Annotated in this window: 13 protein-coding genes and 1 pseudogene; 6 read left to right on the top strand and 8 right to left on the bottom strand. The window is 68.0% G+C overall.

Annotation, left to right across the window (positions count from 1 at the left end; genetic code table 11):
* Positions 1 to 72: 72 nt before the first annotated feature.
* The 8 genes and pseudogenes from ACFHWU_RS25475 to ACFHWU_RS25440 all read right to left on the bottom strand — a co-directional run bounded on the left by ACFHWU_RS25475 (position 73) and on the right by ACFHWU_RS25440 (position 7,276).
* Positions 73 to 297 carry an acyl carrier protein gene (locus tag ACFHWU_RS25475; RefSeq protein WP_416591818.1) on the bottom strand — a complete coding sequence of 75 codons (225 nt, stop codon included), beginning with the start codon at positions 295 to 297 and terminating at the stop codon, positions 73 to 75.
* A 27-nt stretch (positions 298 to 324) separates the two neighbouring features.
* Positions 325 to 1,579, bottom strand: a pseudogene (locus ACFHWU_RS25470) (ketosynthase chain-length factor).
* Positions 1,580 to 1,896: 317 nt separating this feature from the next.
* Positions 1,897 to 3,438, bottom strand: a complete 1,542-nt coding sequence (locus ACFHWU_RS25465) for a multicopper oxidase family protein (protein WP_416591817.1) — start codon at positions 3,436 to 3,438, stop codon at positions 1,897 to 1,899.
* 104 nt (positions 3,439 to 3,542) lie between these two features.
* Positions 3,543 to 4,805, bottom strand: coding sequence for a beta-ketoacyl-[acyl-carrier-protein] synthase family protein (locus ACFHWU_RS25460; RefSeq protein WP_416591816.1), 1,263 nt, complete (start codon positions 4,803 to 4,805; stop codon positions 3,543 to 3,545).
* A complete protein-coding gene (locus ACFHWU_RS25455; protein ID WP_416591815.1) occupies positions 4,802 to 5,230 on the bottom strand; it encodes a cupin domain-containing protein in 429 nt (142 codons plus the stop codon). The genes ACFHWU_RS25460 and ACFHWU_RS25455 overlap by 4 nt, the downstream gene beginning before the upstream one ends.
* Positions 5,227 to 5,562, bottom strand: coding sequence for a TcmI family type II polyketide cyclase (locus tag ACFHWU_RS25450; RefSeq protein WP_416591814.1), 336 nt, complete (start codon positions 5,560 to 5,562; stop codon positions 5,227 to 5,229). The genes ACFHWU_RS25455 and ACFHWU_RS25450 overlap by 4 nt, the downstream gene beginning before the upstream one ends.
* 109 nt (positions 5,563 to 5,671) lie before the next feature.
* The gene (locus tag ACFHWU_RS25445; RefSeq protein WP_416591813.1) at positions 5,672 to 6,430 is read right to left on the bottom strand and encodes a hypothetical protein; all 759 of its coding nucleotides are present in this window, start codon (positions 6,428 to 6,430) and stop codon (positions 5,672 to 5,674) included.
* A 165-nt stretch (positions 6,431 to 6,595) separates the two neighbouring features.
* Complete coding sequence (locus ACFHWU_RS25440) at positions 6,596 to 7,276, bottom strand: SDR family NAD(P)-dependent oxidoreductase (protein WP_416591812.1); 681 nt, start codon at positions 7,274 to 7,276, stop codon at positions 6,596 to 6,598.
* A gap of 200 nt (positions 7,277 to 7,476) precedes the next feature.
* Here ACFHWU_RS25440 and ACFHWU_RS25435 point away from each other — a divergent pair, with 200 nt between their 5' ends.
* From ACFHWU_RS25435 to ACFHWU_RS25410, 6 genes are all read left to right on the top strand, one after another.
* Complete coding sequence (locus ACFHWU_RS25435; RefSeq protein ID WP_416591811.1) at positions 7,477 to 8,661, top strand: nucleotide disphospho-sugar-binding domain-containing protein; 1,185 nt, start codon at positions 7,477 to 7,479, stop codon at positions 8,659 to 8,661.
* Between the two features lie 64 nt (positions 8,662 to 8,725).
* A complete protein-coding gene (asnB, locus tag ACFHWU_RS25430; RefSeq protein WP_416591810.1) occupies positions 8,726 to 10,567 on the top strand; it encodes an asparagine synthase (glutamine-hydrolyzing) in 1,842 nt (613 codons plus the stop codon).
* Positions 10,568 to 10,619: 52 nt separating this feature from the next.
* The gene (locus ACFHWU_RS25425) at positions 10,620 to 11,297 is read left to right on the top strand and encodes a TenA family protein (protein WP_416591809.1); all 678 of its coding nucleotides are present in this window, start codon (positions 10,620 to 10,622) and stop codon (positions 11,295 to 11,297) included.
* 229 nt (positions 11,298 to 11,526) lie between these two features.
* Positions 11,527 to 12,675, top strand: coding sequence for a cytochrome P450 (locus tag ACFHWU_RS25420; protein WP_416591808.1), 1,149 nt, complete (start codon positions 11,527 to 11,529; stop codon positions 12,673 to 12,675).
* 14 nt (positions 12,676 to 12,689) lie between these two features.
* Entirely contained in the window at positions 12,690 to 12,935 is a 246-nt protein-coding gene (locus ACFHWU_RS25415; protein ID WP_416591807.1) for a ferredoxin, read from the top strand.
* Entirely contained in the window at positions 12,910 to 13,251 is a 342-nt protein-coding gene (locus ACFHWU_RS25410; RefSeq protein ID WP_416591806.1) for a SchA/CurD-like domain-containing protein, read from the top strand. The genes ACFHWU_RS25415 and ACFHWU_RS25410 overlap by 26 nt, the downstream gene beginning before the upstream one ends.
* Positions 13,252 to 13,328: the final 77 nt, after the last annotated feature.

The following is a 13,328-nucleotide window of genomic DNA, read 5'->3' as shown; positions in this document are numbered from 1 at the left end:
TGCGGGCATCGCTGGTGTTCCTCCCAGGTTTCGATGTCTCCATCAAACCCGGTGCGGGACAATCAACTTAAGCTACGCAGCATTGGTGCGAGGGGTCGTCATGTGTTCCAGCGAGTCGTCCGGGATCGGCACTTCGTACTGCCGCGCGACAGACGCGGCGAGTTCGAGCATCGCCAACGAGTCGTAGCCCAACTCAGCAAACGCTACGTCGAGGGAGTTCTCGTCCAGTTCCGGGCCGTCGGTCCCGTCCGCCGAGCCGAGGATCTTTCGGAGGTCTTCTAGGGTAAACAGTGTCATCCCAAAGTCCTTTCTAGATACGCCAACTCACCCGTCGGCTCGGGTGAGTACGACGGCGGATACGAATCCCTGGTGCCCTCGCGCGAGCACCAAAGCGGCACGCACCGGCATCTCCCGGGGCTGGTTGAGGACCAGGTCCAGGTCGTCACCGGTCACCAGCCGGGTGGGACCGGTGCACGGAGGCACCACCGCGTGGCGCAGGGCCAGCAGCGCAGTCGCCACATCGAGTGCGCCACCTCCGGCATAGAGCCGGCCGGTCAGCGTCTTCGGGGCAGTAACTGCCACGCCACGCGGCCCGAAGACACCGCGCAGCGCAGCTGCTTCGGCGCGATCCTCAGCCCACACCCCGAGGGCATCGGCGAAGACGACGTCGACCTGGTCGGGGGTGAGCCGGGCGTCGGTCAACGCCCGGTTGATCACCCCGACCAATGGTTCGGATCGCCCGTCTGCCGGCGATGGGTCGAACCCCCGCTGCGTAGCCGACGATCCGCCCGTAGGCCTCGGCATCGCGGGCGTCGGCCGCGTCCGGTGTCTCGACGATCATAATCGCGCCGCCCTCACCCGGTAGGTAGCCGGTCGCGCTGGCGTCAAAGGGCAGGTAGGCCCGAGCAGGATCGTCCACGGCAGACAACGCGCCGTTGGAGAGTTGGGCGACCAGTCCGTACGGGCAGAGCGAGGCGTCGGTGCCGCCGGTGACCACCAGCCGCGTACCTGACCGGAGCAGTCGCCGTGCTTGGCCGATGGCATCCAGGCCGCCAGATTGCTCGGTGCAGATCACACCGCACGGGCCACGCATGCCGTGCCGGATCGAAATCTGCCCGGTGCTGGCGGCGTAGAACCAGGCGATCGACTGGTACGCACCGACCCAGGACGGACCCCGCGTGTAGAGCCGTTGCATCTCGTGCTGGCCGAATTCGGTGCCACCCGATGAACTGGCGATCACTACCCCCATCGAGTACTCGGGCTGCTGGGCCGGATCGACCCCGGCGTCCTGCAGCGCGTTCTCGGCCGCAGCGAGTGCGAAGTGCGTCCAGCGATCGGTCTGCGAAATGAGCCGTCCGGGTACCCGCCCTTGCGGTGCGAATCCGGGCACCTCACCGGCGAGGCTCACCGGATAGCCAGTCGGATCGAATCGTGTGATTCGCCCGATCCCGCTCTTGCCGGCCAGGACCGCCTGCCAGTGCTCGTCGACGCGCGTGCCAGTTGGCGCCACGACCCCGATACCCGTCACCACGGGCTGGGTCGGTTCGGGTGTCCGGCTACGCTTCGATGACGCGATCATCGTGGGCCTTTCCTTGTCCGTGACGGCGCACGACGCCGTCCTGCAGACAAGGCTGGCCGGTCGGTCTGGAGTTACCCTCAAACTCAACTCGAAGCAATGCCGACCTTCGGCGGCCCTGGTAACCAGGTTGGTCGGCTATAGTTCGGCGGAAAGCGCCCCAGCCTGCCTCGTGGACCCGGGCCGTGGGCCGTCCCAGTTGTCGGGTGCACTGCCCCAGAGACGGGGCGGCGCTTGTGGCCGCCGGGACAGAGGGACGGCCACGCACCGGTGGGTGATGCGTGGCCGTCCCGGGCCGCGGCTGCGGGGGAGCCGCGGGGCTAGTTGTGGTGGGCGTGTCTGGACAGAACGCGGCTCACCGAGTCTTCCTCTCCCGGTTGGACCACCAGGAACTGGATCATCATGCCTTGATCCTCGTGCCGGAGCAGATGGCAGTGAAGCATGTACGGCCAGGTCGTGCTGGTGTAATCCTCGAAGGTCACGGCAATGCGCAGTGGCGTGCCAGGCGGCAGGTATACGGTGTCCTTCAGCCCGGCGAGATGTGCCGGGACAGGCTCACCGCCGATATCCAGTACCTGGAACGAGACGCCGTGCACGTGGAAGTTGTGCGGGGCTTCGTCGGTGTTGATGACCGTCCACACCTCGGTGCTGCCTGCGGTGAACACCCCATCGACACGACTCATGTCCATGGTTCGGCCGTTGATGGATACGCCGAGCAATTCGAAGGAGCGTTCCTCGGCGCCGGTCACGTCCGGTTGCTCAACCGTGACCAATTGCGGAGGCACCTCGATCGCCGAGGCCAGTTGCTCAGCTGCGCGCAGTTGCAGGATGTCCAGGGTGTCATCCGCTCCAGCGAACCGGCGCAGTGGGAACCCGGAACCCAGGTCAGCGGGGAAGCTGCGCAGCACCGGCCGGTCCCCGGCGCCAAGCGCCACCAGCACCTCGAAGCGCTCGCCCGGGCTCACCTGCAACCGACGCAGATCGACGGGGCGTTCCAGCAACCCGCCGTCCGTGCCGATGACGGTGAGTGGGCGGTCATCGGGAAAGCCCAGGTTGTAGGTCCGCGCGTTCGACGCGTTGAGAATCCGCAGCCGCACCAGCGAGTGCCGCACTTCCAGATGCGGGTTGTAGGTGCCATTGACCAGAACAGTGTCGCCGAGGATGCCAACGTTGCCCGCCCCGGCGATCTGCTGGGTGAAGGTGGCGTGCCGGGTGTCGAGTGACCCGTCGTCGTGGAAGTTCTTGTCCTGCAGGATGAGAGGGATGTCGTTGACGCCGTACTCGTCCGGTAGCTGCGGACCGGCGTCGTCATCGACCAGGAACATGCCGGCCACACCACGGTAGACGTGCATCGCGGTTTGCTGGTGCATGTGCGGATGGAACCACATCGTTGACGCCGGCTGGTCGATTGTCCAGGTCGGCGACCAGATCGTGCCCGGGCGAATCATCTGGTGCGGACCGCCGTCCATCTCGGGCGGCAGGTGCATTCCGTGCCAGTGCAGGGTGGTGGTCTCGGAGAGCCCGTTCTCGACATCGAAAACAACCGTGTCGCCGCGCTGCGCTCGTACCGTGGGTGCCAGGTAAGTACCGTTGATGCCCCAGGTTGCCGTCTGCTTGCCCGGCAGAAACTCCTTTTGTCCGCTCTGGATGGTCAGGTGAAACTTCTTGCGGCCGTGTTCGTCGGTGGTTGACTCGGCCAGCGGCGGCACGGCCAGCGGCTGGCTGAAGTCGAGCCTGCCCACGGTACTACGATCGAGTTGCTGGTAGGAGACCACAAAGTTCACCGCCCAACCCACCCCGGCAGCCAAGCCCAGGCCGACCACTGCAGCCACGGCCGCGACGATTCGGCGGGCGGTCCTCATTGCTGGTCCTCCTTCGTGGAGATGCCGGCGCCGCCGGACCGCGACGCCGGCATTACTCTAGCCAGAATAACCGTAGGCGTATATGAGGGCTTACCCCTAGTGTGTCAGGACCGGCCGGGGACGGCGAGCAGCATGGCGCTCTGGAACCCACCGAATCCGCTACCCACGGTGAGCACCACCGAGGTGCGGTGGTCCCGGGCCACCAGCGGCACATAGTCCAGGTCGCACTCGGGATCGGCGTTGTGCAGGTTGGCCGTCGGGGGGACGACCTGTCGCTGCAGGGCGAGCGCACAGGCCGCGATCTCGATCGACCCGATCGCGCCGAGCGAGTGTCCGACCATCGACTTGATCGAACTCACCGGGACACGGTAGGCGTGCTCACCGAGGCTACGCTTGAAAGCCGCCGTCTCATGGCGGTCGTTCTGCCGGGTTCCGGAGCCGTGGGCATTGATGTAGTCCACGCTTGTCGGATCTAGTTTGGCCTGATTGAGCGCGACCCGGATCGCTTCGGCCATCTCGCGGCCGTCAGGTTTGAGCCCGGTCATGTGGAACGCGTTGCTGCGACTGGCAAAGCCCACCACCTCGGCGTATACCGGTGCCTGTCGGCGCTCGGCGTGTTCGGCCTCCTCGATGACGAACATCGCGGCACCTTCGCCGAGCACGAAGCCGTCGCGCTGCGCGTCGAAGGGCCGGGAAGCATGCTCGGGATCGTTGTTGTTCGGTGAGGTCGCCTTGATCGCGTCGAAACATGCCGATGTGATGGGCGACAGCGGAGCATCACTCGCACCGGTCACCGCGATGTCCGCGCTGCCCTCCGTGATGAGCTGCACCGCGTGCCCGACCGCGTCGATGCCGGACGTGCACCCGGTGGAGATCAACGCGACCGGACCTTCCGCCGCGACCTCCCGCGCGACCTCCACCGCGATCGTGCTGGGCACCATGTATCCGTACAACTGTGGCACCCGGTAGTCGGCGTCGACCAGCCAACGTCGCCCGTCGTCGGAGAGGACTGCGTACTCCTGCTCCAGGCCCATGGTGCACCCGACCGCACTGCCGACGCTGACCGTGAGCCGCTGCGGCTCGACCCCGTCGAGCCGCAGTCCGGCGTCGGCCACCGCCTCCCGCGCCGCCACTGTGGCGAATTGAGCAGCGCGGTCCGTCCGGCGTATCTGCTGTGCGCTCAGTCCGGCCGCCCGGGCGTCGAAGTCGCACTCGGCTGCGATCCGGGACCGGTACCCCGACGGATCGAACAAGGTGATAGTACGGGTGGCGGTACGCCCTTCGGTCAGCATTTGCCAGAACGGCTCACGTCCGATGCCGCCGGGGGCGACCACGCCGACGCCGGTGATGACCGCGCGGCGGCTCACCGTGTTCTGCCCACGTTCGGCTGGGAGCTTTCCGGGTCGGGCAGTGGTTCGGTGTCCACGTGCCCCAACTCCGGACGCGGGGCCAGCGGCGACAGGTGGAACACCGCCTCCGCCGGCACGGCACCGGTGTTGACCAGCCGATGCCGCACGCCGATCGGGATGAACAGAGACTCCCCCGGCCCCAGTTGCACCACGGTCCCGTCCATAGCCATCTCCAGCTGCCCCGAGATGACATGCAGAAACTCCTCGGAGTACGGGTGCAGGTGTTCACTGATGAACTCCTGCGCTGTCAGCCGAAGCACCCCCCCGAAGCCAGAGACACACCCGACGGTACGCGGGCTCAGGGTCACCCGGATCTCGCCACCTCTGCGTCGGTTCGCGGCCACTGAGTCCGAGGCGACCTTCCAGTGCGACACGGTCGTCACCGCGTCACCTCCTGCCCTGCCGACCAGACGTAAAACGGCGTCGCCATCGCGTCGCGCGGTTCCTTCCAGTTGGGGTCGTACGGGGAGACGTGGTTGCCGAGGGCGATGTTGATCTCCTCGTAGAGCGGGTGGCTGCGGGCCCGGTACAGCCGCGGCGTGATGTCGTCGTCGGCCTCGACGAGGTGGAAGTAGAGGTCATGGAAGCGGAACAAGGTCCGGCGCTGGACACCGATGAGATGCGGCAGGTCGGACGCGTCAGACTTGGCGAAGATGTCGGCAACGGCATCCGAATCTCCGGGATCCATCCTCGCCACGATGAGAGTACGGTGCACGAACGGCCTCCTTGGACGGGTATCGACAGGTCATCTGTCTGCACCGTCGCAGCGCCCGTTGGAAGGTAACTCGAAGTGGTCTGTAGGGTAGTCGCGCGGCAGCCCGTCCTCAGCGGTGTTCACACCGCACTAGATGCGCCTCGTCGTCAACGAAGACGAACTCCAACTCGACCGAACCCAGGTGGTTGCCGACAGTACGGGCAGTATCGGCGACGCGGGTCGCCACGGCCAGCGTCAGGACCGGTGCGTCACGCAACTCGTCGGGCACGACGACGGTGCAGGTGCCGCCAGCCGCCGGGGCGGAGGCGGTCTCCTTTCGGGCCACGGTGTACGTGCCGACGCCAGCGGCCTCCGACACGGTCACCTCGTCGAAGTAGACCGGCCCGGACAGCGGCTCGGCCATCCCCCAGCACGCGCGCATCCGCTGCTGACCGGTTGCGGGGTCCACCGAGACCAGGACACTCGCCCGCGCCGGCAGAAAGTGCTGCACGGACAGCACGGCGCGGATGTCACGACCGCCACCCGCCGCCCGCTGCGTCCAGGCCAGCAGCTCCAACGAACCCTCCGCCAGAGTACTGATCGGCAAGTTGTGCAACACCGGACTGCGCACCATGACCCGGCCGGCGTCGGTCACACCCGCGCACCGCAGCGACACCCGGGCAAATGGTCCCGGAAGCATGCGCCGGCGGCACCGGTCGGGCTGAGCCCGAGCGACGGCGAGCCACAGGTCCAGAGGGGCGGACAGCACGACGGTGTGCGGGACCTGACTCAGGTGGCGTACCCGCGCGAGGGCGGCGACGTCGGAACCCACGAGCCGCGCGTCCCGTGACCGCTCACTCGCGAGATCGATTCGCGCCAGCGTGATCACGACCAGGCACTGTAGGGGTCTGTCGCCGCCTCGTCGACGAGACACGTCGGTGTCGTCGATATAACCAGATTCCCACAATATTGCCTATGCACTACTTCTTAATACACCAAATAGCCCATCTAGTAAATGAAACGGAGTCAGCCGTCGCAGCGGTCACCTTTGCGGCTACCAGTTGATCTGGCGGCTGCCTCGAAAGAAGCAGCCGGACGGCCCGTCGTCGTCGAGCGACACCAGGTACTCGACGTCGACGGCCGCGTCCTGCGCCGACCGCTGGGCGTCGGGCCGCATCCTGGTGTGCACGAGTCCGGGGTTGACCGCGTTGATCAGTACTCCGCTACCTTTGGTCGCGGCGGCCAGCATGCTGGTCACCGCGTTGAGTGCGGTCTTCGACGTCGAGTAGCCCGGCGCGCCGACGAAGATTCCGTTGCTGAACGCCCCGGTGCCACTGGACACCATCACCACCCGTCCCCAGCGGCGCGTGACCATGTCCGGGACGAAGGCCTGGCACACCCGCCAGGCGCCGAGCGCGTTGATCCGCCACGTCAGCTCGACAAGCTCGAGCGGTACGAGCAACGGGTCCTCACCTCCGTCGAGTAGCACGCCGGCGTTGTTGACCAAGATGTCGATCGGTCCTACCGCCTGCCGGGCGGCAGCGACGCTCGCCGGATCCGTCACGTCCAGTCGCACGGCGCGGGTGTCGCCCCCTAGTCTGGCCGCCGCCTGTTGCGCGTCCGCGACCTGCCGCGCAGCGATCACCACCTGGTGCCCTCGGGCGGCGAGCCGGGCGGCCACCGCCGCACCGATCCCCCGGTTCGCCCCGGTCACCAGCGCGACCTTCGCCTCCATCGCCCCTCCTCTATCCGATCGCTCTGTACCGCCGGCAAGCGTCGGTGTCCTGGCTCGACAGCCGATGGGGCGCTGATGGAACCTCGACGACGAGCGATCCTCGAGTCACGGGTCACCTGCATGCGGCACGGTGACGGGTGGCCCCGCGTTCCGCGGTCGCCTCAGCTGACGCAACCTGCTGCCGCACTAAGGAGGCCGCTATGCGTGTTCTGTTCACAACCTGGGCCTGGCCGTCCCACCTGTACGGTATGGTGCCGCTGGCCTGGGCCTGCCAGGCCGCCGGACACGACGTCGTCGTCGCCAGTCAGCCCACGCTGCAGCGGACCATTGCGGCGACCGGGCTGACCGGAGTGTCGGTCGGCGCCGACCGCGACGCCGAAACGATGGTCCGGGGGTACCTGCTGCCGGCTGCTGCCGAGCGCGGTCGGTCCGAGCCGGTCTCGCCACGTACCGGTCGGGGACCGCGAGCCCTGCAGATGTTCCTCGCCCACGCCGACGCCATGCTCGACGAACTCGTCGAGGTGGCCCGGCAGTGGAGTCCTAATCTGATCGTCTACGAGCCGACCGCGTGGGCCGGACCGCTCGCCGCGCAGGTGGTCAAGGTGCCTGCGGTACGCCACCTGTACGGGGCTGACCTGCTGGTCCGGGCCCGTCAACTCCTGCCGGAGCTACTCGCGCCGCTGGCCCGCCGACACGGCAGCGCACCGGTCGATCCCACTGCCGCGCCGACGATCGACCCGTGGCCGGCCCGGCTGCGCCTACCGGGCAGCCGGGCCGACCTGCCAATGCGGCACGTACCGTTCAACGGCCCCTGGCAGAGCCTGCCGCCGAACACCGGCAGCGCCGACCGCTCGGCGAGCCGCGCCAGTCGCCGGAGGATCTGCGTCAGCTGGGGGCACACCATCGCGCGGGTCTCCCCGTCCCGATTCATCGCCGGTGCCGTCGCAAAGGCATTGGCGGCGCATGCCGAGGTGATCCTCGCGGTCTCAGCCGACCAGCATGAGCTGCTGGGTCCGCTCCCCGACGGCGTACGGGTGCTGCACGACGTACCGCTGCGCACCATCCTGCCCGGCTGCGACCTGCTGGTGTCGCACGGCGGGGCCGGCTCCATCCTCACCGCGCTGGACGCCGGCGTGCCGATGCTGCTGGTACCGCAACTGCCGGATCACGCGGCCCACGCCGCTGCGGTGCTCGGCGCCGGTTGCGGAGCAGTGCTCAACCGCGCGGAGGCGACCCCGGAGCAGCTACGCCGGGAAGCCGGTTCGTTGCTCACCGACAAGGCGGTCGCCGACGCGGTTCACGAGGTACGTCGGGACATGCACGCACAACCGGGACCGGCGCAACTCGTCCCGCGTCTGGAACAGCTGGCGCTCGACCGAGTCTGACCAGCCACCGGCCGGTCCAGATCGCTCCGAGCGGGCCTCGAGACGCGACGCAGACAGTGACGTCATGTGTGGACTAGCGGGATGGGTCGACTTCGGGCGTGATCTGACATCAGAGATCAACACGGTACGTGCCATGGTGGCGACCCTCGCCAACCGTGGACCTGATGCTGAGGGGGGGTGGACGGACCGAGACGCCGCGCTGGGCTTCCGCCGGCTTGCCGTCATCGACGCGGCCGGCGGCGACCAGCCAATGGTCGCCGAAGGAGACGGTCGAGTACAGGCGGTCCTCGTCTACAACGGCGAGGTCTACAACTTCCGCGAGTTGCGCGAGCAACTCCGTAGCCTCGGGCACCGGTTCCGTTCCAGCGGAGACACCGAGGTCGTGCTCCGGGCCTACCTGCAGTGGGGCGAGCGGTGCGTGGAGCATCTCGACGGGATGTTCGCCTTCGCGGTGTGGGACCCGGCGCGCCAGCGCCTGCTGCTCGCCCGCGACCGGCTCGGGGTGAAGCCGCTGTACTACGCTGCGGCCGGCCCGGGCCTGGTCTTCGGATCCGAGGTCAAGGCACTGCTCGAGCACCCCCTGGTGGATGCCGTCGTCGACGCTGAAGGGCTCGCTGAACTGCTGGCGTACATCGCCACCCCGGGACACGGTGTCTACCAGGGAGTGCGCGAGGTCCCACCCGGGCACCTCGTGATCCTCGACCGGACGGGTCAACACCTGCGCCGCTACTGGGCGCTGCCGGTGCGGGAGCACACCGACGACTGGGCCACCACGGTCGCGACGGTCCGCGGCTTGCTGACCGACTCCGTGCACGCCCACCTCGTTTCGGATGTCCCGCTGTGCACCCTGCTCTCCGGCGGCCTCGACTCCAGCGCGATCGCGGCGATCGCGGCGATCGCCGGAGAACGACCGCGCACATTCGCCGTGGACTTCGACGGGCACGCCGAGCGGTTCCGCTCCGACTTCTGGCACATGGACCCGGACGCGCCGTATGCCGACCGGGTGGCCCGGCACATCGGGACCGCGCACGAGCCGGTAGTCCTGCGCACCGCCGACATGGTCGACCCGGTCGTCGCCGCAGCCGCCCTGCGCGCGCAGGATCTACCGAGACCGATCCCGGACATGGACCGTTCGCTCTATCTGTTGCTGCGCGCGGTACGGCAGCGGTCCACGGTGGCCCTCATGGGGGAGATCGCCGACGAGCTGTTCGGCGGATACCAGTCGTTCCGGGACCCGTCGCTGCTGGAGTCGCCGAACTTCCCGTGGGTCACGATGGGCCTGCGGGTGGCACGGCATGGGATGAGCACCGGGTTGCTCGACCCGGCACTGCTCACCAAGATCGATGTTCCCGGGTACGCCGCCGACCGGTACGCCGAGACCGTCACCGAGGTGCCCGCCCTGCCCGATGAGTCCGGCCTGGACCGGCGGATGCGGGTGACCGGTTACGCCCATCTCACCCGCTGGCTGCCGATGCTGCTCGCCCGCGACGACCGCCTCAGCATGGCGGTCGGTCTCGAACTACGGGTGCCGTACTGCGATCACCGGTTGGTGGAGTACGTCTACAACATCCCGTGGGCGATGAAGACCGCCGACGGGCACGAGAAGAGCGTGCTGCGCGCCGCCGTGGCCGATCTGCTACCCGACGAGGTGCTGCAGCGGCGCAAGAGTCCATTCCCGGTGACCCAGGATCCGCGCTACGGCGAAATCCTCCGTGCCCAGTTCGACGCCGTGCTCGACGACCCCCACTCGCCGGTACAGCCGCTGCTTGATGCCCAGGCCTGCGTCCGGCTACGCCGCGCTCGACGGCCGATCGAGGTCACCGGGTGGGGCGAACGCCGGGACGTCGAGATGGTGCTGCAGCTCGACGCCTGGTTGCGGCAGTACCGAGTCCGTCTGGCGATTTGAGCACTCGCCACAAGATCCACCCCGACCGACCGTATCCCCGAGGAGCAGCGACATGAGCTTTCACGAAGATCTGCTGCAACGAGCCGCACCCGTCCTGGACAAGGTGATCGGCCATCCGTTCTGGACCGGCCTGCGAGACGGCTCGGTCCCCGCCGAGTGCCTGACCCACTTCGTCGTGCAGGACACCGAGCATCTCCTACCTGCCTACGCCCGCGCACTGGCCTCGACGGCGGCCGCCGCCGTCGAGGACGGCCACACCAGGCTGCTCGCCCGCTCGGTGATCGGCAGTCTGGAGGCACGCGACCGGTTGCGCGACGCGTACCAGGGACTGGCCACGGACCTGTCCGCCCCGGCACCGCCGGAGCCGAACACATCCGAGCCGGCCCCTGCGACCCGTGCGTACGCGTCGTTCTTCCTCGCCTCGGCGTCCGCCTCGGTCGAAGCCGGCGTCGGCGCGCTGCTGCCGATGGTGGTGTTCAACCAGCGGGTCTCGCAGAACTTGTTGGACAACCACGTCCCCGGCTCCCGCTACGCCCGCTGGATCGAGTTCTATCACCCCGGTCCGCACTACGGCTACGCGGTCGCCGGTTTCCTCCGGATGGTTGACGAGGTCGCCGCCGGCACCGGGGCGGCCGGCCGGCAGCAGCTCGTCGGTCACTTCCAGACTGCGGTCCGGTACGAGTGGGCGTTCGCGGAAGCTGCCCGGCAGCGCAGCGCCTGGCCATTCTGAGCCGCCGTCGGCCGCCGTGATGGCCGGGCTGTGACGACCTGACATCCATGTCCCTGCCCCGGCCTCTAGACCGAGTCGACCGTCCCTCCACCGCTGCTTTCCATCATGCGAGGGCCCGCCTCGTACCGAGGGTGGGTTCATCGGTCCGAGCACGACGATCAGAGAGGCCGCTGCGATGACCACCACAACCCAGGGGGCCCTGCGCTACCCCTTTCCCTGGACCCCACCCATGGAAATTCCCGAGGCCTTGCGCGGACTGCGCGAGGACCCGGTGGTGGAGGTGACACTACCCAGTGGCGACCGGGCGTTGCTGGTCACCCGCTACCACGACGTGCGGTCCCTGTTCGCCGACCACCGGCTCAGCCGCAACATCGCTCGTCCCGACGCCGCCCGCATCTCGGCGGACAACGAGCTGTTCGTCGACCCGAACATTGACCCCGACCCGCCCAAGCACACCAAGGTACGCGGCCTGGTCACCCGCGCGTTCACCGCCCGGCGAGTCGAGGCGCTGCGACCGATCGCCTGGCGGATCGCCTCGGACCTTCTCGATGACATGGAGGCGGGTCCGCGTCCGGTCGACCTCAACGAGGCGTACGCGTTCCCGCTGCCGATCAAGGTCATCTGCCTGCTGCTCGGGGTACCGGCCGAGGATCGCGACTCGTTCCGCAGCATGGTCGACGGGTTTCTGTCAGTCACCAAGCTACCGAAGGAGGAGGTGGCCCGGTGCCGGCGCGACCTGTGGACCTACCTGGGCGACCTGATCGACTCGAAGCGGCGCGATCACAGCGAGGATCTGATCAGCGGGTTGATCCGGGTACGAGACGAGGACGACAACCGGCTGACTGAACATGAACTGCACTACTGGACCCAGGGCCTGCTGATCGCCGGATACGTGACCACCGCGAGCCAGATCGGCACCGGGACCGCCGTACTGCTGCACCGGCGGGACCTGGTGGCCCAGATCCAGCAGGACTGGTCCCTGGTGCCGTCGGCCGTCGAGGAGCTGCTGCGCTGCCAGATCATGGGCTCGTCGGTCGGCACCCTGCGGTACGCGGTCGAGGACATCCCGCTGGACGGCTACACCATCCGCAAGGGCTCCAGCGTGCTGTTGTCCGAAGAGTCGGCGAACATGGACGAGTCAGTGTTCGAGGACCCGTTCAACCTCGACATCCGGCGCAAGGAAAACCATCACATGACCTTCGGGGCGGGCCTGCACTACTGCGTCGGTGCCGCGTTGGCCCGCATGGAGCTACAGGTCGCGACCGAGGCCTTGCTGCGGCGGTTTCCGAACGTACACCTGGCCACCCCAGGTGAGCAGCTGCCGCGCGCGCTAGGCGGATTCATGGAGGGCTTCACCGACATCCCAGTCGACTGGTAGACGGCCCCGTCGCCATGCTCGTCAGCGCTACACCAGACACCTGTGCGGTGAGCAGCCTCTGCGTCTACCGGGCGCCGGGCGTGTTCGATCAGGACGAGGAAGGGCACGTCGTCGTGCTGGTCGACCGTCCCGACGCCGAGCAGCACGACGACGTGCGCCGCGCGGTCCGCGGCTGTCCGACGAGGTCGATCAGGGTCATCGACGACGCGGCAGCCACCACCGAGGAGGACCAGGATGCCCTTCGCCGCCATCACCTATGACATCAAGCCAGGCCATGAGAACGACATCGCCGAAGTCCTTGCCGGTTTCCGCCGGGTCGGTTCCGCGAGCGTGACCGACGGATCGGGTCAGTCCGCGGGCCGGATCTTGTCGACCGCCGTGTTCATCCGTGAAGCCACGATGGTCCGGTTCATCGAGTACGAGGGCGACCTGAACGCCATCGCCCGCCATATGGCGAGCCAGCCGGGGGTGCAGGAGGTGGAGCGCAAGCTCAAGCCGTACCTGGCCAGCCCGCGCGACACCGGGACGTCGATGGCTTCGTCCGCACCTTCGAGTCCAGCATGCTGCGTTGCCTGAGTCAGATGTCGGTACGCGACAGCTGAACCGGTACCGCCACGACGGTGCCGGGCCCTGGTCAGGGGCCCGGCACCGTC

Origin of the sequence: Micromonospora sp. LOL_015, from assembly GCF_048060275.1 — a bacterium.
Classification (GTDB): Bacteria; Actinomycetota; Actinomycetes; order Mycobacteriales; family Micromonosporaceae; genus Micromonospora_E.
This window is presented reverse-complemented; position numbering and strand designations above follow the sequence as displayed.